We start from the raw sequence: 19019 nt of genomic DNA, 5'->3' as shown, positions 1-19019 counted from the left end.
CCCGTTCACGGCGGCCACATCAAGCATTTGGGAAACCCCAACCGGCATTTCAAGGGCGGGAAAAACCACACACCCAGCATGAACGGCAGATGAACCGCGCCTTCGGGCCGCGTTCACGAAAGCTACGCTAGATTGGCCTCGACCTCCTGAACGGGCGGGGCCGAAAAGGCTTCGCCACCAATGCCGAGCCGGGTGCAACGTCCCTTCCCCCGGTCCGACAGAGACCGGAAGCCAGCACTGCTGCTTCCGGTCTCGTTTTTTTGGCACTACACCCGCATTACCCGGTTCGGGTAGAACCCTTGCTCGCGGTACCTCGAATTGCCTCTTGAACGGCGCACAAAACATCTGTCTAAGCGTGGCAATGGCGGATTATTTCTACCACATCCCGGAAAATCCGGCGCCCGAGAGGAGCACATCGGGCTATTTTGCCGCCCATGACGGCAAGAGGCTGCGCTATGGGCTGTTTCCGGCCACGGCGCGGCCGCTGAAGGGCACCGTCGTGATACTGCCCGGCCGCAACGAGTGCATCGAGAAATATTTCGAAACAGCGCGGGATCTGGCCAAACGCGGCTTCGGCAGCGCCACTTTCGACTGGCGCGGCCAGGGCGCTTCGGACCGCCTGCTGGGCGATGCCGCGCGCGGCCATGTCCGCAGCTTCCTCGATTATGCCAGGGACCTCGACCGCTTCTTCGCCGAAATCGTACTGCCTGACTGCCGCGGGCCGTTCTACCTGCTTGCCCATTCGACCGGAGCCACAGTGGCGTTGCTCGACGCGGCCGCCATGGTCAACCGGGTGCGGCGCATGGTGCTGATCGCGCCGCTTCTGGCCCTTTACAAGTCGCCCTTGTCGATGCCTTCCATCGGCCGGCTGGCAACGGCACTTACTTTCACCGGTTTCGGCCGCCGCTACATTGCCGGCGGACGGCCGCGCGCTTCGCCCTTTGCCGACAATGTGCTGACCTCGGACCCCGTGCGCTATCAGCGCAACGCCGCCCTCTACCAAGCCTATCCGCATCTTGCGGTGGGCGGACCGACGGTTGCCTGGATCAGGGCCGCCTGCCAGGCAGCTTCCAGTCTCCAGACCCCGCAGTTCCTGGCCAGGATGCAGATCCCGACCCTGATCGTCGCAGCCGGCGCCGACCGTGTCGTCTCCAATGGCGCAATCGAGCATTTCACCCGCCAGTTGCGCGTCAGCTCGCTGCTGACGATCGACGGCGCGCGTCACGAAATCCTCCAGGAAGCCGATTTCTATCGCGAGCAGTTCTTTGCCGCCTTCGACGCCTTCATTCCAGGCACGAATGCGCCTGTCGCGTGACGGCTAGCCGCCGAGCACCTGCATGGCGGCGGCATGAAGCTCCCTGGTCGCCGCGGCAATGATGTCGCCGCCATTCTCCGCCGGGCCGCCATCGAAATTCGTGATGATGCCGCCGGCCTGTTCGATAATCGGGATAAGCGCCACGATATCATAGGGCTGCAGACCGGGTTCGATGACAAGATCGATATTGCCGGAGGCAAGCATGGCAAAGGCATAGCAATCCACGCCGTAGCGCGACAGCCTGACCTGCTGTTCCAGCCGGTCGAAGCGCAGGCGCTTGTCGCCCTCGTAAAGCGCCGGCGTGGTGGTGAACAGCGTCGCGTCGGCAAGTGCTGTCGTTGCACGCGTGGAAAGCCGGCGCGCACCGCCCGGCCCCTCATAATGCGCGCCCGCGCCATCGGCATAGTAAAGCTCGCCGGTGAAGGGTTGCGACATCATGCCGGCAACGGCATCGCCATCCACCGTTAGCCCGACCAGCGTGCCCCAGACGGGAAGGCCGGAAATATAGGCGCGGGTGCCGTCGATCGGGTCCACCACCCAGACATGGCTGTTGGCGACATTTTCAGCGCCATATTCCTCACCGAGGATGCCATGATCGGGGAATTCGGCATTGATGAGCGCACGGATGGCGCGTTCAGCGCCGCGATCCGCCTCCGTCACCGGATCGAAGCCGCCCGAAAGCTTGTTGGACACCTCGCTTTGCCGCCGAAAACGCGGCAGCGTCTCGGTGGCGGCCGCCTCGGCGATGCGTCGCATGAACTCAACCGTGATCGACAATGAAATCTCCTGGGATGCGGTTCCGCCGATGCGGAACAGTCCAACTGGACGAATGCAACTGGCTAGAGCATGTTGCGGCCAAGTGGACTCACTTGGCGACGCATACATGCGGCACAATCAATTTGATAGACCATGATGTCGTCCGAAAACCGCTTCACACTTTTCGGTATCATGGTCTAAGTGCAGCGCAGACACCTTTTTCCGTTCCGCAGTGCTACTCTGCGGCGAGCGGCAGGTCGTCCACCGGAGTCAGGCTGGCCATTAGTTCGGCGCAGAAGCAGGTGAGGTCATCGGTGAGCGCATCGAAACCCGCCGATTTGCGGAATGTCTGCTCGTTCATATAAAGCCCGCGATTGATCTCGATCTGCAGCGCATGCAGGTTGCGCGCCGGCCGGCCGTAATGCTCGGTGATGAAGCCGCCGGCATAAGGCTTGTTGTGGGCAACCGTGTAGCCCATCGAAATCAGGATCGAGATCGCCGTCTCGGTCAGCGCGCGCGAGGCCGAAGTGCCGAAGCGGTCGCCGATGATGAAATCCGGCCGCACGCCGGTCTCGCCGATGCGCACGCTTGCCGGCATGGAGTGGCCATCGATGAGCACCGCCGAGCCGAACTGCATATGGGTGCGCATGACAAGCTGCTTCAGCGCCGCATGATAGGGCTTGTAGACGGTCTCGATGCGGCCAAGCGCCTCTGAGAGCGGCAGGCGGCCGGCATAGATGTCGAGCCCCTCGCCCACCAGTTTGGGGATGGTGCCGAGCCCGCCGGCCACGCGCGCCGAGCGGATATTGGCGAAGGAGGGAACCGGCTCCATGAACATGCGTGGATCAAGTTCCCACGGCTCCCGATTCACGTCGAGATAGGAACGGGGGAAATTGGCCGCCATCAGCGGCGCTCCCAGCGCCACGGCGCCGGAAAACAATTCGTCGACATAGCAATCTTCAGAGCGGCGGATGGCATCGCCATCCAGGCGCACCATGGAGAGGAACCGTGCCGGATAGTAGCGGCCGCTATGCGGGGAATTGAACACGAAGGGCACGCGCTGCTGTCCGCCCTGTCGGATCTCGAACGGCGCCACCGTCGAAAAATCATCGGCTGCCGTCATCGTCCTCGATCCGCACAACACTCTGCCATGGCCACGAAAGTGCCATCTGGCAATCGGCATGTCCAGCGATTCGGGACCTTTGCCGTTAGGTCGTTTCGCATGGGGCCTGCAGCGTCATTCACTTGATGTTTACCGTCCGATCTTCATATACAGGATGGTTAACAAGGCTGCACCAGCGCAGTTTTTCAAAGGTGATTCGAGCAAAAACGATGGCACGCATTCTTCTGGCGGAAGACGATGACGACATGCGCCGGTTCCTGGTCAAGGCGCTGGAGCGCGCCGGCTATGACGTGAGCGATTTCGACAATGGCGCAAGCGCCTATGAGCGTCTGCGCGAAGAGCCCTTTTCGCTGCTTCTGACCGATATCGTCATGCCGGAGATGGATGGGATCGAACTTGCCCGCCGCGCCACCGAAATCGACCCGGACCTGAAGGTGATGTTCATCACCGGCTTCGCCGCCGTTGCCCTGAACCCCGATTCGAAGGCGCCGCGGGACGCCAAGGTATTGTCGAAGCCCTTCCATCTGCGCGAACTGGTTCACGAAGTCGAAAAGATGCTGCAGGCTGCCTGAACAGGGCGTCCTTCGAACCACAATCGCCTGCCAGCTTTGATTGCCTGATGCAGTTCGTGCCACCGGCTGCGAGCAATCCGTCGAAGCGATTCCAAAGCGGGAAGGCGGTTCCCCTTTTTCGTGGAATTGCTCTATTGACGCTTAAGGGCATATGTGGTGTATGCGCGGCGTCGGATGGGCGTGTAGCTCAGCGGGAGAGCACTGCATTGACATTGCAGGGGTCACAAGTTCAATCCTTGTCACGCCCACCATCCTTTTAAATCGCCATTGCTGATACACACCATGTCGCAAGGCAGCGTCTGCGGCAGAACCTGCCCGGCCTCCTGACCCCAATGGTGAGCAGAGCCAGCTATTTCCTGCGCGGGAGCCCCCCGCAATAATCTATTTCGTCCTTGTCCAGGACATAGTTCTCGCGGCGCTTGTCTTCGCAGCTCTTGTAGACATTGCCTTCAGGGTCGTTCCATCCCTGTTTGGCGGTGCCGCGAAAATCCGCCATCTCGCCCTGGAAATTCCTGCAGTTCTGAAGCCGGCCCTGGGCTTCCTTGCGGCAGGCGGCGCCGTGCTCGACACCCTTCTTCAGCATGCATTGAACTGCGATTTCATCGATCGCTTCCTCACAGCTTTTGCCATGACCCGGAGCAACGCCAAGACACAGGAACGGCAACGCGATCACCAGCCGGCGCATAAACCCTTCCTTCGGCAACCAACTCATTGAAAGCTCCTCAGCAACCGAGACCGCGCGCTGCGCCGTCATATTGTTTGTAGCATTCATAGAACGACCCGGCTTGGGTCCCAGGTGCCGTACCGCCGCCGATGTTCTGCCAATTCTGGTAGCAGCTTTGCGCGTTGGCGCGCATTTGCGGGCAAGCGTCTCGCGATCCTCCACCACCTCCCACACTTGGCGTATAACCACCGCCATTCAGTGCCCTGCCGATGGCTGCGCCGGTATTGAAGCCCTCAAGAGCCGCCCCGGCCGCGCCCATCAGATCGTTGAGGATCGAACCTCCGCCGCCGGAGTCGGGCGATTGTTCTGGCTGAACCGGGCGCGCGGCAACCTGCGATTCGCGATACCGCTCCTCGCGAGTGCCCAACTCGACCGAAAATCTTTCCTCGCTGGCCCAGTCGGCGAGATTCTCGCCTGTGGCGAACACATAGCACTCGTCTCCCGCGCCATTTTCCTGACAAGCTGTCTTGATCGATTCCCACGCCTCGCCAAGGGTCCGCCTGGCGTGATCCCAGCTGCACCAAGCCTTGCCCGCCACCGTAAATGCGCCCATCATCTTGTTGTCCGCGCGTCCAGCGAAAAGCCTCTTGTTCCAGCTGCTGCTGCAGGCATCGTAGAGGAGCTGCCTGGTCGTTTGGGCAGGTGTCGTGGCTCTTGGCAGCTTCCAGTCAGTCCCTTCCAGGCCGTTGTCGGATGAATCGTACTGCGCGATTTTGCCTTGCCGGAAGGAGGAGTAGAAAACCTCCATCCAATCTTCGTGGCCTACAGCGGTTGGACGTTCGATCGTGACGAGCATGTATTTATTGCAGCATGTCGCCACGCCATAGCTTAACCGGCTGAAACCGTTTCCGACGTCCCGCCACTGGATATAGGCACCGAGGCTCAGAGCTTCCTTTTTGACAATCTCGAATTCAAGATCGTCTCTGAAATATCCGTCCTCGCGATACAAGGTCGGAAATTCCTCGATCTCGGACAATATCATGCTGGCGCGGTCGTCATTCTCATCCGCGCCGAGATATCTCCAGTTGAATTCAAATACTGTTGTGTCGTCGCTAAAATAAACACTTCCGTCGGAGCGACCGACAAAAGCGAAGCGCGACGGAAAATCATATTCAAAGACAATATTATCGAAATGCATGGTCCTTTCTTCAGCGATTGCTACGCTCATACAAAATGTCGCCAAGCACATTAGAAACATCGACGAAAGTTTCATGTTCCCCACCCGAAAACAGTGAGCAACAATAAAGGCACAGCCAGATATTCTGCACAAGAGCAGCAGTTTATCGAGGTGTAACTTCTATGAAAATTGCTGCGATGTCGCTACTGCAGGTGGTGGCCGGCAGGTGGCGGCGCATCTTCTGCGTTTGGAAGTAGAAGCGGGAGTTGAATTCCGACGCGAATACGCCAGACAGGTGGACAACATCGAGCGTAGGAGGCCCGCGCGGTTAAATGACCAGTTCCTTGATCATATAGACCCTTCGCAGCCCCTTCTCTTCCGCTCTGTGCGTGTCCCGATAGCCGATGCGGTGATAGAGATCGATGTTCGCGGTCATCGCCTCCTGAGTGTAGAGCCTGATTTTCGTGAAGCCTGCGTCGATGGCCGCCCGCTCCGCAAATTCGAGCATCCTGCGGCCAAGTCCCGTGCCCTGGGCAGCCGGAATGACCGCGATATTGTCGAGGAGCATGGCATCCTCCTGCGGGATCAGCACGACAATTCCCCGGATGGCACCGGACTTCTCAACGACATGCACCCGGCTCTCCTCAATCAGGATGCCGTAATCATCCAGCATCGGGCCGGGCACGGTGCCGATGCTGGACACATAATGCGAATAGGCATCGTGCACGATGCCCTCGACGGCACGACGATCGGCAGGATTGGCAAGTCGTATTTCGTGTTCCATCGCGCAACGATATCATCGGAAAATTCTCGTTCAACGATCGAAACGGATGGGTTGCACATCATCCGCCAATCAGGCGGAGATGAAAAAAAGCCCCGCCGAAGCGGGGCAGGATGGAGGGAACTCCAAAGCGCGCTGCAACACGGGAGGATGCAGCACACTGCACCTTATCAATCCAAGGATCAGCCCACTTTGATCCGGCGCAAAGAAAAACGACGTCGGACTTCGCCAGACCCGTCAATTACACGATCGATCGATCCTCCACTGGAACCCTCCAAGTTCATCAGGCGTTGGCCGTGACAAGCCTGAAACTGGAGAACATGACATGAGCAGCATCGACATCAAGCTGAAACACGGTCTGTGGATCGTGGTGGCCGATGGCGAGAAAGCGCTACTGCTGAGGAACAAGGGCGATACGAAATTTCCCGATTTCGAAGTCATCCGCGAGATGGAGCAGGCCAACCCCGCCACCAGAGAACAGGGAACCGAGCGCCCCGGTCGCCACAGCGACGGACCGTCCGCGCATAACAGCGCCTATGAGGAAACGGATTGGCACCGGCTCAACAAGGAGCGTTTCGCCAATGATGTCGCCGATCTGTTGTACAAGCTCGCGCATCGTAGCCGGTTCGAAGAACTCGTGATCATCGCGCCACCGCCGATCCTTGGGGAGATGCGCAAGCACTTGCATGACGAGGTGGTGTCCAGAGTCACCGCCGAGATACCTAAAACCCTGACAAACCACACGGTCTTCGAGATCGAGGAATTGTTGAAGGGCGCTTAGGTCGGTCGCAGGCCCCGCTGGCTGCGAACGGTTTCTGTGCCAGATTCCGTCCGCCTCGACAGCCACCCCAGCAGCCATTTCTGCGCAAGAAACGCCGCCAGGCCGGACGCAACACCCACCGCGATGGCCAAAACGGTGACCGTCGCACTGGCGGCTTGCGGATGCGGCAGCAACCACTCGGGAATCAGCCGATGAAACAGGTAGATGTGGTAGCTGGCGGCCGAGACCGGCAGCACGCAGCGCGCCAGCCAGCGCGGTAGGGCGATGCGGGGCACGTGGAGCAGAACAAGCACGGCACCGAGCACCAGCATGAACTTCATCCATGAGCCAACCCAGTTGCCGCCCCACCAGGCCAGGAACGCGCACAGGCCGATGGCGATCGATGCCAATATCCGGCGTTCAAATCGCGAGCTTGCAAAGCAGACGCACCAGCCCAGCGCCGCAAGATGAAACACATCGGGCAGTGTGAAAATCTGCGCCCCGCCAATATTCCACACCAGAGGGGTCAGCAGCTTGGCCGCCACCGCCAATGTCAGCAGCACCAGGCCGAAGCCGAAGGGCTGCGACCGCGCGAAATCACGGACCCGGGAAATCGAAAAAAGAGCAACCCACAAAACCACGATCTGGGCGTAGGCTTCCACGAACCAATAGAGATACGGCATCATGTGAGCTGACCCGACCAGGCCAAGATTGCCGACAAGCAGGAATGACGGCCACAAAATCTCCCCGCGCGCCAGCGAGAAGCCGGCGACGATAGGCAGGTAAACCGCAAGATTAGCCGCCAGCGATCGCAACACGCCGGCCGAGTCGCCCGCAAGCAGACGCTGGCGCTGAAAACGTGCCAGGCCATATCCCACCAGCATGACCAGAACGGCCGCCCCGCCGGGAATAGGCCAGAGGGTGGCGTGATGCACGACGATGAACAGGATGGCGGCAGCGCGCAGAACAAGCTGGCTGTCTATCGAGCTGTAGGCGCGGTTCTCATGCTTCGACTTGCGAAGGGCCGCCACGGGCATGGTTTCCCACCCGTCCGGCACATGCCCAAGCTCCCGCTCCAGCGCCACGGATAGCTGCACATAGAGCAGCGAATCGCCTCCCAAACCTTCGAACGTATCGCCGGGGCCGACCTGGCGAGGATAGAATGCGCGCTTATACGCGCTCAGGATACCTTCGTTCGGCGGCTCCCGGATTTCCTTGAAGCGCGCAGACACAGCCGCATAGTCCACCTTGCCGGAGGCGAGCCGGGGGAGTGCGCAGGCCCTGCCCAATTCGACATGCGATCTGGGTAAGCTGCTTGCGGCCATCATCACCTTGAGCACTTGATCGTCCGAATGCGGCGAAGTGACCAGCGCAAATATCCGCTCGTCATCGCCGGTCACAGCAGCAGAGATTCCAGCCTGTTCAAGCCCTGCCTCCACCGCCCCATGGCTGATCCGCACACCGGCGATTTTCGACATGCGCCGCCGCCGGCCGACGATACGATAAAAGCCGTGGCTGTCCCGTTCGGCCATGTCCCCGGTATGAAGTTCCGCAATTTCCGGGCCCTTCGCCAGATCTTCACGGGCAAGCGCATATCCCATCATCACATTGGGGCCGCGATAGACCAGTTCGCCTGTTTGGCCCGGCTTTTCGACCGGATTGCCATCTTCATCGACAAGCCGCAGCGAACCGCCGGGGATGGCCACGCCAATGCTGCCGACATTGCCGGCAAGCTCTTCGGGAGGAACATAGGCGATGCGCGCCGTCGCCTCGGTCTGGCCGTACATCATGTAGAACCGTCGTCCCCTGTCGGCCAGGTATCGCCGGAAGGTTTCGGCGAGCGTCGGTTCCATGCGTCCGCCGGCAACGGTCATGAAGCGCAGCGACGGCAATTCATGCCGGCGAAAGCCGGTTCGATCCATCAGTTCGAATGAGTAGGGAACGCCGCTGATATTGCTGCAGCCGGAAGCGCGTATCTCAGTGGCGAATTCCGCATCGGCAGCTCCGCTTGCGGGAAAATAGATGCTGGCACCCACCGCAAGATGGGAGTTCAGCACCGACAATCCATAGGAATAGTGAAACGGCAGGATGAGTGCGGCACGGTCACTGGCATCCAGTCCCAGATAGCTGCCGATGGCGGCGGCATTCGCTTCTATCGCGGCGTGCGACAAGCGAACATAGCGGCTCTTGCCGGTGCTGCCCGAAGTGCCCAACAACACCGAAAGGTCGGGATGCAAATCGACACTCGCTTTGACCGTTTGCGCATGGCAGCGCCAGCGGCCGTCAATTCGCCGACAGACAATGTCCGGCGAAAAATCGTCTATGAAGTCGTCCAATGCGATCGGATTGCAAGACGGCAGCAGCACGACGGCGTGCCTGCCACGCAGGGCCGCAAGATAGGCGATGACCGCATGTTCCGTAGGCTCCGCCACCACCGCTATGAGTTTCTTGTGCGGCCCGAATTCCTGCGCCAATGCGCCGACCCGGCGTGCCAGTTCACTGTAGGAAATGGGGGTACGGCCCGGAAAGATAAGTGCCGGCTGGTCGTTGAACCCCTCGAATCGTTCGACCCACTGCATTTCGCCTGACCCCGACAACGGATGGGCAGGACACGCCGCCCCAAATCGCAGAATCCGGCTACATTAATTCTTGAATGAATGCATCATATTTTATCACCTGGAATGCAATTGCAGCACGCGGTGTCACCCTGCACCGATCGGTTCGCGCTCATCACCGACAAAAATGCAGGAAGTCGCAGCCGAATGATGCACTTAGGGCGGGAAAGGCCGCTGGCGCGACATCCGGAGGCATTGCCCTCCACGCCGCTTTTCGCTATGTGCGCAGTCAAATCTTTTCGGAGGATTTTTTGATGGCTGACCACACACCTGCCGGGCCGCTCGAAACGGGTGCCAATATGGACTATCCCGAGCATGAGCGTACCTACAAGCTGTTCATTGCGCTTGCCAAATACAGCGCGCTCATTTGTGCATCCACTTTGATCGCGATGGCATTCGGCTTCTTCACCAGCGCCGGGTTCTTTTCCGCTACTGTGCTTTTCATCATCATCTGTGCGGTTGGCGCCTACCTGCTTCGCGACATTCCCACGCATATCTCCTGATATGTCGCCTTTTGCCTGACAGGCCTCTTTCGCTCGTCGGGTGACTGTCCGCGTCAAGTCAGAGTTCCAGCCAAAAAGGGGGGCATGCGGTGGGACAGACGGTTTTCATTCCGCGTGAAATCGACGCCAACGAGCCGCGGGTCGCGGCCTCGCCGGATACGGTCAAACGGCTTGTCAGCCTTGGCCTCGACGTGATCGTGGAAGCAGGGGCCGGAACCCTGTCGCGCATTCCCGATGCGGACTTCGCCAAGGCCGGCGCCTCGATCGGCAAGGCGGCCGATGCAGGCAAGGCGGATGTGGTTCTCAAGGTTCGCCGCCCGACCGAGGCCGAACTGAAAGCCTATAAAAACGGCGCCGCAGTCATCGCCATCATGGACCCTTACGGCAACGAGCCGGCGGTGGCCGCCCTTGCCAAAGCCGGCGTGACGGCGTTCGCCATGGAATTCATGCCGCGCATCACCCGCGCGCAGGTCATGGACGTGCTGTCCAGCCAGGCCAACCTCGCCGGCTACCAGGCGGTGATCGACGGGGCTGCTGAATATGACCGGGCATTACCGATGATGATGACGGCGGCCGGCACCGTTCCGGCGGCAAAGATCTTCATAATGGGCGTTGGCGTCGCCGGCCTGCAGGCCATTGCCACCGCGCGTCGCCTCGGTGCCGTGGTGACCGCCACAGACGTTCGCCCTGCTGCCAAGGAACAGGTCGCCTCGCTCGGCGCCAAGTTCATCGCGGTCGAGGACGAGGAGTTCAAGCAGGCCGAAACCGCCGGCGGCTATGCCAAGGAGATGTCCAAGGAATACCAGGCCAAGCAGGCAGCACTTACGGCCGAGCATATCGCTAAGCAGGACATCGTCATCACCACGGCGCTGATCCCCGGCCGGCCGGCGCCGAAGCTGGTGTCGGCTGCGATGCTCGCTTCGATGAAGCCCGGCTCGGTGATCGTCGATCTGGCGGTCGAGCGCGGCGGCAATGTCGAGGGTGCGGTTGCCGGCAAGGTCGTGACTACGGCAAATGACGTCAAGATCGTCGGCCATCTCAACATGGCCGGCCGCGTGGCGGCATCCGCCTCGCTGCTTTATGCCAAGAACCTTGTCGCCTTCCTCGAGACCATGATCGACAAGGACGCCAAGGCGATTGCAATCAATCGCGACGACGAACTGGTCAAGGCGACGATGCTGACCGACGCCGGCAAGGTCGTGCACCCCAATTTCGCCAATTCGGCGGCAACGCCTGCGGCTAAGGCCGTCAAGCCGGAGATGGCGGCAGCGCCGAAGAAAGCCGCCGCCAAAAAACCGGCCGCCGCGAAAAAGCCTGCTGCCAGATCGACGGCGGGCAAGGCATCTAAGGGGGACGCGTGATGGAAGAAAAAACCGCTCTCGAACAAGCGCTCGACCAGCTTGAGCAGGCCGTTGCCGGTGTGCGTCTTGCCTTTACCGATCTCGAAAAGGCAGAGGCGATCGCCGCACCAGTGGGTGATACGGCGCATGCGCTGTCGGGCGGCGCGATTGATCCATTTGTGTTCCGCTTCGCCATTTTCGTGCTGGCGATCTTCGTCGGTTACTATGTCGTCTGGTCGGTGACGCCGGCGTTGCACACGCCGCTCATGGCCGTCACCAACGCCATCTCCTCGGTGATCGTGGTCGGCGCGTTGCTGGCCGTCGGCATCTCGGCGGCTGGCCTTGCGACCGGCTTCGGCTTCGTGGCGCTGGTGCTTGCCTCGGTCAATATTTTCGGCGGCTTCCTTGTCACCCAGCGCATGCTGGCAATGTACAAGAAGAAGGAGAAGTGACGTGAACGCCAACTTCGCCTCCTTCCTCTATCTCGTCTCCGGCATCCTGTTCATCCTGGCGCTGCGCGGCCTTTCGCATCCGACGACCAGCCGCAAGGGCAATATCTACGGCATGGTCGGCATGGGCATCGCCATTGCCACCACGCTGGCGCTTGCCACGCCCTCGCTCGGCGCCTTCGGGCTGATCGTGGTCGGCATCGCCATCGGCGGCGGTGCCGGCGCCGTCATTGCCCGCCGCATCGCCATGACGGCGATGCCGCAACTGGTCGCCGCCTTCCACAGCCTCGTCGGCCTTGCTGCCGTGATGGTGGCCGCTGCCGCCGTCTATGCACCGGAAAGCTTTGGCATCGGCACGGTCGGCGCCATCCATGGCCAGGCCCTGGTGGAAATGTCGCTTGGCGTGGCCATCGGCGCCATCACCTTCACCGGCTCGGTCATCGCCTTCCTCAAGCTCGACGGACGTATGTCCGGCAAGCCGATCATGCTGCCGGGACGCCATGTCATCAATGCCGGGCTCGGCATTGCGCTGGCGGTGCTGATCGTCCTTCTGGTGACCACGCAAAGCACGACCATCTTCTGGCTGATCGTGGTGCTGTCGCTGGCGCTCGGCGTGCTGCTGATCGTACCGATCGGCGGCGCCGACATGCCGGTGGTGGTGTCGATGCTGAACTCCTATTCGGGTTGGGCAGCCGCCGCACTCGGCTTCACGCTCGGCAATCTTGCCTTGATCATCACCGGTGCGCTGGTCGGCTCGTCGGGTGCGATCCTGTCCTACATCATGTGCAAGGGCATGAACCGCTCCTTCATCTCCGTCATTCTCGGCGGTTTCGGCGGCGAGGCTTCGGCGGCCGCTGGCGACGACGGCATCGAGCGTACCGTCAAGCAGGGTTCGGCCGACGATGCCGCATATCTGATGATGAATGCGCAAAAGGTCATCATCGTGCCGGGCTACGGCATGGCGGTGGCCCAGGCCCAGCACGCCGTGCGCGAAATGGCCGACAAGCTGAAGGCCAATGGCGTCGAAGTCAAATACGCCATCCATCCCGTCGCCGGCCGTATGCCCGGCCATATGAACGTGCTTCTGGCCGAAGCCAACGTGCCTTACGACGAGGTGTTCGAACTGGAGGACATCAACTCCGAATTCGCTCAGGCCGACGTCGCCTATGTCATCGGCGCCAATGACGTGACCAACCCGTCGGCGCGCGACGACAAGAACTCGCCCATCTACGGCATGCCGATCCTCGAAGTCGACAAGGCGCGCACCTGCCTGTTCGTCAAGCGCTCGCTGGGGTCCGGCTATGCGGGCATCGACAACACGCTGTTCTACAAGGACGGCACCATGATGCTCTTGGGCGATGCCAAGAAGATGACCGACGACATCGTCAAGGCGATGGATCACTAGATACCATTAGTCCGTGAATGCCGGCTGCCGGCATTCACGCTGAACCGCAAAATCCGCGCGACATGCCGCCCGGCCGCGGCCTGCGGTTGCTGAAACGCCATGTGGAAAATTCCCAACAGGACGTGTAGTATTGCCGTGATGGCAATGCAGGTCGCGATCAGGCGTGACCCCTCACGCTAGACGACAGCACGGCAGACCGCGACCGAACCCGACCTGATCGAGGAGGAATGGTCATGGCAGGCTTTCACGTCATAGCAGGTGCCAGCGATACGCTTGAACATATTGGTGTTCGCAAGATTGGCATTTCGGATATTTTCGATGCCTTCATGCGCGGTGTCGACGATTTCATGGTCAAGCCGTCGCATATCGTCTTTCTTTGCCTCATTTATCCTCTGGTAGGCGTTTTCCTGGCGGCCTGGACGTCCGGCAACAACGCCCTGCCGCTGCTGTTTCCGCTGGTTTCCGGCTTTGCACTGATCGGCCCGTTTGCCGCAGTCGGGCTTTATGAAATCAGCCGGCGGCGCGAGGCAGGGATGGATGCCTCCTGGCGTCACGCCTTCGAGGTCCGCAATTCCCCCGCACTGCCGTCGATCGCGGCGGTCGGCATATTGCTGTTCGGCCTCTTCATCGCCTGGCTTCTGACGGCGCAGACCTTCTACCAGCAGCTGTTCGGGCCCGAACCGCCGGCATCGGTTTCCAGCTTCATCAATGAAATCTTCGCCACCGGGCGCGGCTGGACGCTCATTATCATGGGGCACGCCATCGGCTTCGTTTTCGCAGTCATAGCGTTGTGCACTACGGTCGTTGCCTTTCCGTTGCTGCTCGACCGCGATGTCGGTGCCTATGAGGCGATCCATACCTCGATGCGGGTAGTCTGGAAAAACCCGATCACCATGGCCGTCTGGGGCCTGATGGTGGCGGTTCTGCTGATCATCGGCTCGCTGCCGCTATTTGCCGGACTGGCTGTGGTGCTGCCGATCCTCGGCCATGCCACGTGGCATGTCTACCGCAAGGCGGTGGAGCCGCCGCTTACCGTCTCACGATAATTCAAGCCAGTTGATTACCGCGCGGCACGCCCTGTGAAAGGGGCGTGCCGCCTGCTTTTGGTGTCAGCCACGATTTGTCAGATCGACGGATGGCTGAAGCGGGCCCGGCGGGCATCGCTGGTCAGGTTGCGAAAATCCGTGCCACTGACATGCACCAGCGTCCTGTGGTCGCCGCCCTCGAAATAGATATCGTCGGCGTCGCCCAGGCTCTCGTCCAGGATCACCGGCACGTCATAGGCAGCCCCGATCGGCGGCACCGCCCCGATGTCGCAATCGTCGAACAGTGTCCCGACTTCGGTTTCGGAAGCGAGGCCGAGCCGGCGGTCGAGCAGGTCTTGCAGCATTCCAAGCTCGATCCGGTGCGTGCTCGGCACCACGGCCAGCGCATAGCCGGTTTCGTGGTGGACAAGAACGGATTTGGCCATCCTGCTGCCCGGCACATGAGCCGCAGTGGCCGATTGCCGGCTTGTGGCCGTGCGGTGATGCGCAACCGTGTCATAGGCAACGCCGCGCTCGTCGATATAGTCTTTCAGTCTGTTTGCAATCGTCATCTCCGGCACCCCTTGCTTTGACGAAAGCTCCAGAGCGGCACCCAGCCGGACTGGAACATGCGTCGGTTCAAAAGCGCTCCAGCACCGTTTCCTGTTCTGCCTGAACAGGCGGTGCCGCGTATAGTGACGTCTGCGGGAGGCGAGAAGCTTCGCCCTCTCCGACATGACAAGGACAGAAATGGTCCACTTCCTGCCCCTTGCAAGGGCTTGCCTTCACGCCGTGCGTGAAGCGGTGGTATCGATATTTTCAGTCGGCCCGTTTCAGGGCGCAGCTCCGAAGAAAAGCGTTCGGCTGAGCAGCGTATAGTCGGACTCGAAAACCATCATTGCCACGAACACCAGCACCAGCACCGGCGGCAATATTATCGCATAGGCAAACGCCAACCGTTCCCATGCCATATGCATGAAGACGGCAACGATCAGCCCCGCCTTCAGGATCATGAATAGCAGGATCAGCGACCAGCGCAGATAGCCTTGAAGGCCGACATAATCGACGAGGTAGGAGCAGGCGCTGAGAATGAACAGCCAGCCCCAGACCACAAGATACAGCTTGATTGGGTGTTGCTGGCCTTCGGCATGAGCACTGGCCGCCTTCGCCTGTCCATGCGGCATCGGTTGATGGATGTGGTTGTGAGCGGTCGCTTCAGCCATGTCTGTCCTCACCACAGATAGAAAAATGCGAAGATGAACACCCAGACGAGATCGACGAAGTGCCAGTAGAGGCCCATGATCTCGACGCTCTCGTAATTGCCCTTGCGGCTGGTGAAAAAGCCCCGCCGCTCCACGTCATAATCACCACGCAGCACCTTCCGGGCGATGATGATCAGGAAGATCACGCCGATCGTGACATGGGTGCCGTGGAAGCCGGTGATCATGAAGAAAGTGGCGCCGAACTGTTCGGCTCCCCATGGATTTCCCCATGGCCGCACACCCTCGCTGATCAGCTTGGTCCACTCGAAGGCCTGCATGCTGACAAAGGTCGCGCCAAGCAGGGCGGTCGCCAGCATCAGCAATGCGGTCTTCCGGCGCTCGCGGCGGTAGCCGAAATTCACCGCCATCGCCATGGTGCCGCTACTTGAAATAAGCACGAAGGTCATGATGGCGATCAGCAGCAGCGGTACGCTGACACCGCCGATGTGCAGGCCGAAGACCTCGCTGGGATTGGGCCAGGGCACCGCCGTCGACATGCGCGCCGTCATGTAGGAGAGCAGGAAGCAGCCGAAGATGAATGTGTCGGAGAGAAGGAAGATCCACATCATGGCCTTCCCCCAGGACACATTCTTGAAGGCCCGCTGGTCTGAAGCCCAGTCGGTCGCGACGCCCCGTAGGCCGTCGGGCCGGGCTCCGGTTTGGGCAGGCTGGGTAAAGGTCGTATCAACCATTCGCGACGCCTCCTAGGTCAACAGCTGGCGGCAGATTTCGATAAAGCCGGCGGCCCAGCCCGCCAGGACGGCGAAGATCGCCAGCCAGACCAGGAGCAGGAAATGCCAGTAGATGGCGCAAAGCTCGACGCTGAGGGTCAGCCGGTCTCGCTGTTCAGGACGCCAGGCGATCGCGGTGGTACGGCCAAGCGCTACCAACCCGCCAAGGATATGCAGGCCATGCATGGCGGTGATCAGATAGAAAAAGCTGTTGGCCGGGTTGCTCGACAGGAAATAACCCTCGGCAACCAGTTGCCGCCACACGACGAGCTGGCCGGCAAGGAAGGCCAGTGCGGTAAGCCCGCCGGTGACCAGCCCGAGCCTGACCATGTCGAACTGTCCGTTGCGTGCGGCGAAGACCGCGCATTGCAGCGCGACGCTGCTCAGCACCAGAATACCGGTGTTGAGCCACAGCGTTGGCGGCACCGGCAGCGCGCGCCAATCGGGAAACCCCATCCGCATGAAATAGGCGCTGGCAAAGAGTGCAAACAGGCAGCCTACCACGGCGAGGAAGACGCCAAGCCCGATCTTGGCCGCCGGCATCGAACCCGATTCGGTACGCGGAAAGGCGGCCGTCGATCCCTGTTCGAGCCAGGGCTTGGCCATCAGCCGCTGCTGAGACAGCCACCAGGCTGCAATCGCAGCCACCACGGCAAGGAAGACGAGTACGATACTCATACCGCCCCCCTGGAGGCCGCGTATGCGCTCGGCGGTTCATTCTGCGGAATGAAATCCTCCTTCGCGCCTGGCACGCTGTAGTCATAGGCCCAGCGATAGACGACCGGCAGTTCCTTGCCGAAATTGCCATGGGCGGGCGGGGTCTGCGGCGTCTGCCATTCCAGCGTGGTTGCCCGCCACGGATTGCCGCCGGCTTCCCGGCCGTGGCGTATGCTCCAGATCAGGTTGAACAGGAAGACAAGTTGGGCAAAGCCGACGATGAAGGCCATGATGCTGATAAAGGCATTGAGTTGGTGAGCCGATTCCGACAGGAGCGCCATGTCGCCCAGCTCGTTGTAGCGGCGCGGAACGCCCATCAGGCCGAGATAATGCATCGGGAAAAAGATGAGATAGGCGCCGAGGAAGGTGACCCAGAAATGGAACTGGCCCATCGCCTCGTTCAGCATCCGGCCGGTGATCTTCGGATACCAGTGGTAGATCGCCCCGAAGATCACGATGATCGGTGCAACCCCCATGACCATGTGGAAATGCGCCACCACGAACATGGTGTCCGACAAGGGCACGTCCACCACCACATTGCCGAGGAACAGGCCGGTCAGCCCGCCATTGACGAAGGTGACGATAAAGGCGAGCGCAAACAGCATCGGCACGGTGAGGTGGATGTCGCCGCGCCACAGCGTCAGGACCCAATTATAGACCTTGATGGCGGTCGGGATGGCGATGATGAGCGTCGTGGTGGCGAAGAAGAAGCCGAAATAGGGGTGCATGCCGCTGACATACATGTGATGCGCCCACACCACGAAGCTCAGCGCGCCGATGACCACGATCGCCCATACCATCATGCGATAGCCGAAGATGTTCTTGCGGGCATGGGTGCTGATGAGGTCCGAGACGATGCCGAAGGCCGGCAGCGCGACGATATAGACTTCCGGATGCCCGAAGAACCAGAACAGATGCTGGAACAGGATCGGGCTGCCGCCGCCGTGCTGCAACTGCTCGCCCATCTCGATGATGGCCGGCATGAAGAAGCTGGTGCCGAGCACACGGTCGAGCAGCATCATCACGCAGGCCACGAACAGCGCCGGAAAGGCCAGCAGCGCCATGACGGTGGCGGTGAAGATGCCCCACACAGTCAGCGGCAGCCGCATCAGCGTCATGCCGCGGGTGCGCCCCTGCAGCACGGTCACGACATAGTTGAGCCCGCCCATGGTGAAGCCGATGACGAACAGGATCAGCGAAGACAGCATCAGCACGATGCCCCAGTCCTGCCCGCCGGGCGTGCCGGTCATGATCGCCTGCGGCGGATAGAGTGTCCAGCCGGCGCCTGTCGGGCCGCCGGGGGCAAAGAAGCTCGAAACCAGCACCAGCACCGCAAGCAGATAAATCCAGTAGCTCAGCATGTTGACATAGGGGAAGACCATGTCGCGCGCGCCGACCATCAGCGGGATCAGGTAGTTGCCGAAACCGCCGAGAAACAGCGCAGTCAGCAGATAGATCACCATGATCATGCCGTGCATGGTGATGAATTGGTAATAGGCTTCCGGCGTGATGAAATCGAAGGTGCCGGGAAAGCCGAGCTGAAGCCGTATCAGCCAGGACAGCACCAGTGCCACGAAGCCGATGCCGAGCGCGGTCGCCGAATACTGGATGGCGATGACCTTGGCGTCCTGCGAGAAGACATATTTCGTCCACCAGCTATGCGGGTGGTAGAGCTCTACCTCCGCGACTTCAGCCGGCGGAACCGGGCTTGCCGCATCTGGTGTGACATCGACCATCGAAACACCTCCTTGTTTCGTTCCGATGAAGCCTCAGGCTTGCCGACACTGTTTCGATCAGGCTTCCGCGGCCCGGCTTCATTGCTTG

General features: G+C 60.7%; 19 protein-coding genes and 1 tRNA gene. 9 read left to right on the top strand and 11 right to left on the bottom strand.

Annotation, left to right across the window (positions count from 1 at the left end):
* Positions 1–361 precede the first annotated feature (361 nt).
* A complete protein-coding gene (locus EET67_RS15365; RefSeq protein WP_128627177.1) occupies positions 362–1315 on the top strand; it encodes an alpha/beta fold hydrolase in 954 nt (317 codons plus the stop codon).
* 3 nt (positions 1316–1318) lie between these two features.
* On the opposite strand, the gene hisN is transcribed toward EET67_RS15365, so the two are convergent.
* On the bottom strand, positions 1319–2071 hold the full coding sequence (gene hisN / locus EET67_RS15360) for a histidinol-phosphatase (protein ID WP_425359529.1): 753 nt from the start codon (positions 2069–2071) through the stop codon (positions 1319–1321).
* A 235-nt stretch (positions 2072–2306) separates the two neighbouring features.
* Positions 2307–3194, bottom strand: coding sequence for an N-formylglutamate amidohydrolase (locus EET67_RS15355; RefSeq protein ID WP_128627072.1), 888 nt, complete (start codon positions 3192–3194; stop codon positions 2307–2309).
* A 209-nt stretch (positions 3195–3403) separates the two neighbouring features.
* Here EET67_RS15355 and cpdR point away from each other — a divergent pair, with 209 nt between their 5' ends.
* Complete coding sequence (cpdR, locus tag EET67_RS15350) at positions 3404–3766, top strand: cell cycle two-component system response regulator CpdR (RefSeq protein ID WP_128627071.1); 363 nt, start codon at positions 3404–3406, stop codon at positions 3764–3766.
* Positions 3767–3942: 176 nt separating this feature from the next.
* Positions 3943–4017, top strand: a tRNA-Val gene (locus EET67_RS15345).
* Positions 4018–4115: 98 nt separating this feature from the next.
* On the opposite strand, the gene EET67_RS15340 is transcribed toward EET67_RS15345, so the two are convergent.
* The 3 genes from EET67_RS15340 to EET67_RS15330 all read right to left on the bottom strand — a co-directional run bounded on the left by EET67_RS15340 (position 4116) and on the right by EET67_RS15330 (position 6391).
* The gene (locus EET67_RS15340; protein WP_128627070.1) at positions 4116–4478 is read right to left on the bottom strand and encodes a hypothetical protein; all 363 of its coding nucleotides are present in this window, start codon (positions 4476–4478) and stop codon (positions 4116–4118) included.
* A gap of 10 nt (positions 4479–4488) precedes the next feature.
* Positions 4489–5658, bottom strand: a complete 1170-nt coding sequence (locus EET67_RS15335) for a hypothetical protein (RefSeq protein WP_128627069.1) — start codon at positions 5656–5658, stop codon at positions 4489–4491.
* Positions 5659–5935: 277 nt separating this feature from the next.
* Positions 5936–6391 (bottom strand): GNAT family N-acetyltransferase, encoded by a 456-nt coding sequence (locus EET67_RS15330; protein ID WP_128627068.1) that lies wholly within the window; start codon positions 6389–6391, stop codon positions 5936–5938.
* 322 nt (positions 6392–6713) lie between these two features.
* Between EET67_RS15330 and EET67_RS15325 the strand changes: the two genes are divergently transcribed.
* Positions 6714–7169 (top strand): host attachment family protein, encoded by a 456-nt coding sequence (locus EET67_RS15325; protein ID WP_128627067.1) that lies wholly within the window; start codon positions 6714–6716, stop codon positions 7167–7169.
* Here the strand turns inward: EET67_RS15325 and EET67_RS15320 are convergent.
* On the bottom strand, positions 7166–9727 hold the full coding sequence (locus tag EET67_RS15320; RefSeq protein ID WP_128627066.1) for an AMP-binding protein: 2562 nt from the start codon (positions 9725–9727) through the stop codon (positions 7166–7168). The two genes, EET67_RS15325 and EET67_RS15320, sit on opposite strands and share 4 nt — an antisense overlap.
* A 290-nt stretch (positions 9728–10017) precedes the next feature.
* Between EET67_RS15320 and EET67_RS15315 the strand changes: the two genes are divergently transcribed.
* The 5 genes from EET67_RS15315 (at position 10018) to EET67_RS15295 (ending at position 14506) form a co-directional block, all read left to right on the top strand.
* Positions 10018–10266, top strand: coding sequence for an aa3-type cytochrome c oxidase subunit IV (locus tag EET67_RS15315; RefSeq protein ID WP_128627065.1), 249 nt, complete (start codon positions 10018–10020; stop codon positions 10264–10266).
* 89 nt (positions 10267–10355) lie between these two features.
* A complete protein-coding gene (locus tag EET67_RS15310) occupies positions 10356–11627 on the top strand; it encodes a Re/Si-specific NAD(P)(+) transhydrogenase subunit alpha (RefSeq protein WP_128627064.1) in 1272 nt (423 codons plus the stop codon).
* A complete protein-coding gene (locus EET67_RS15305) occupies positions 11627–12058 on the top strand; it encodes an NAD(P) transhydrogenase subunit alpha part 2 (RefSeq protein WP_128627063.1) in 432 nt (143 codons plus the stop codon). Before EET67_RS15310 ends, EET67_RS15305 begins: the two co-directional genes overlap by 1 nt.
* Position 12059: 1 nt before the next feature.
* Positions 12060–13460 (top strand): NAD(P)(+) transhydrogenase (Re/Si-specific) subunit beta, encoded by a 1401-nt coding sequence (locus tag EET67_RS15300; RefSeq protein WP_128627062.1) that lies wholly within the window; start codon positions 12060–12062, stop codon positions 13458–13460.
* A gap of 233 nt (positions 13461–13693) precedes the next feature.
* On the top strand, positions 13694–14506 hold the full coding sequence (locus tag EET67_RS15295; RefSeq protein WP_128627061.1) for a DUF2189 domain-containing protein: 813 nt from the start codon (positions 13694–13696) through the stop codon (positions 14504–14506).
* 77 nt (positions 14507–14583) lie between these two features.
* On the opposite strand, the gene EET67_RS15290 is transcribed toward EET67_RS15295, so the two are convergent.
* The 5 genes from EET67_RS15290 to ctaD all read right to left on the bottom strand — a co-directional run bounded on the left by EET67_RS15290 (position 14584) and on the right by ctaD (position 18931).
* Positions 14584–15057, bottom strand: coding sequence for an aminoacyl-tRNA deacylase (locus EET67_RS15290; protein WP_128627060.1), 474 nt, complete (start codon positions 15055–15057; stop codon positions 14584–14586).
* A gap of 261 nt (positions 15058–15318) precedes the next feature.
* Entirely contained in the window at positions 15319–15708 is a 390-nt protein-coding gene (locus EET67_RS15285) for a cytochrome C oxidase subunit IV family protein (protein WP_165899919.1), read from the bottom strand.
* An 8-nt stretch (positions 15709–15716) separates the two neighbouring features.
* A complete protein-coding gene (locus EET67_RS15280; protein WP_128627059.1) occupies positions 15717–16439 on the bottom strand; it encodes a heme-copper oxidase subunit III family protein in 723 nt (240 codons plus the stop codon).
* 12 nt (positions 16440–16451) lie between these two features.
* The gene (locus EET67_RS15275; RefSeq protein ID WP_128627058.1) at positions 16452–17156 is read right to left on the bottom strand and encodes a cytochrome c oxidase subunit 3; all 705 of its coding nucleotides are present in this window, start codon (positions 17154–17156) and stop codon (positions 16452–16454) included.
* Complete coding sequence (ctaD, locus tag EET67_RS15270; RefSeq protein WP_128627057.1) at positions 17153–18931, bottom strand: cytochrome c oxidase subunit I; 1779 nt, start codon at positions 18929–18931, stop codon at positions 17153–17155. Before ctaD ends, EET67_RS15275 begins: the two co-directional genes overlap by 4 nt.
* Between the last annotated feature and the right edge of the window lie 88 nt (positions 18932–19019).

It is taken from the genome of Borborobacter arsenicus, assembly GCF_003934165.1.
In the GTDB taxonomy this organism is placed as follows: Bacteria; Pseudomonadota; Alphaproteobacteria; order Rhizobiales; family Rhizobiaceae; genus Pseudaminobacter; species Pseudaminobacter arsenicus.
This window is presented reverse-complemented; position numbering and strand designations above follow the sequence as displayed.

What these genes read in the sequence shown, in the direction of transcription:
- EET67_RS15365 (WP_128627177.1), top strand. Translation starts at nt 362, where the DNA reads ATGGCGGATTATTTCTACCACATCCCGGAAAATCCGGCGCCCGAGAGG.
- hisN (WP_425359529.1), bottom strand. Translation starts at nt 2,071, where the DNA reads ATGCGACGCATCGCCGAGGCGGCCGCCACCGAGACGCTGCCGCGTTTT.
- EET67_RS15355 (WP_128627072.1), bottom strand. Translation starts at nt 3,194, where the DNA reads ATGACGGCAGCCGATGATTTTTCGACGGTGGCGCCGTTCGAGATCCGA.
- cpdR (WP_128627071.1), top strand. Translation starts at nt 3,404, where the DNA reads ATGGCACGCATTCTTCTGGCGGAAGACGATGACGACATGCGCCGGTTC.
- EET67_RS15340 (WP_128627070.1), bottom strand. Translation starts at nt 4,478, where the DNA reads ATGAGTTGGTTGCCGAAGGAAGGGTTTATGCGCCGGCTGGTGATCGCG.
- EET67_RS15335 (WP_128627069.1), bottom strand. Translation starts at nt 5,658, where the DNA reads ATGAGCGTAGCAATCGCTGAAGAAAGGACCATGCATTTCGATAATATT.
- EET67_RS15330 (WP_128627068.1), bottom strand. Translation starts at nt 6,391, where the DNA reads ATGGAACACGAAATACGACTTGCCAATCCTGCCGATCGTCGTGCCGTC.
- EET67_RS15325 (WP_128627067.1), top strand. Translation starts at nt 6,714, where the DNA reads ATGAGCAGCATCGACATCAAGCTGAAACACGGTCTGTGGATCGTGGTG.
- EET67_RS15320 (WP_128627066.1), bottom strand. Translation starts at nt 9,727, where the DNA reads ATGCAGTGGGTCGAACGATTCGAGGGGTTCAACGACCAGCCGGCACTT.
- EET67_RS15315 (WP_128627065.1), top strand. Translation starts at nt 10,018, where the DNA reads ATGGCTGACCACACACCTGCCGGGCCGCTCGAAACGGGTGCCAATATG.
- EET67_RS15305 (WP_128627063.1), top strand. Translation starts at nt 11,627, where the DNA reads ATGGAAGAAAAAACCGCTCTCGAACAAGCGCTCGACCAGCTTGAGCAG.
- EET67_RS15295 (WP_128627061.1), top strand. Translation starts at nt 13,694, where the DNA reads ATGGCAGGCTTTCACGTCATAGCAGGTGCCAGCGATACGCTTGAACAT.
- EET67_RS15290 (WP_128627060.1), bottom strand. Translation starts at nt 15,057, where the DNA reads ATGACGATTGCAAACAGACTGAAAGACTATATCGACGAGCGCGGCGTT.
- EET67_RS15285 (WP_165899919.1), bottom strand. Translation starts at nt 15,708, where the DNA reads ATGGCTGAAGCGACCGCTCACAACCACATCCATCAACCGATGCCGCAT.
- EET67_RS15280 (WP_128627059.1), bottom strand. Translation starts at nt 16,439, where the DNA reads ATGGTTGATACGACCTTTACCCAGCCTGCCCAAACCGGAGCCCGGCCC.
- EET67_RS15275 (WP_128627058.1), bottom strand. Translation starts at nt 17,156, where the DNA reads ATGAGTATCGTACTCGTCTTCCTTGCCGTGGTGGCTGCGATTGCAGCC.
- ctaD (WP_128627057.1), bottom strand. Translation starts at nt 18,931, where the DNA reads ATGGTCGATGTCACACCAGATGCGGCAAGCCCGGTTCCGCCGGCTGAA.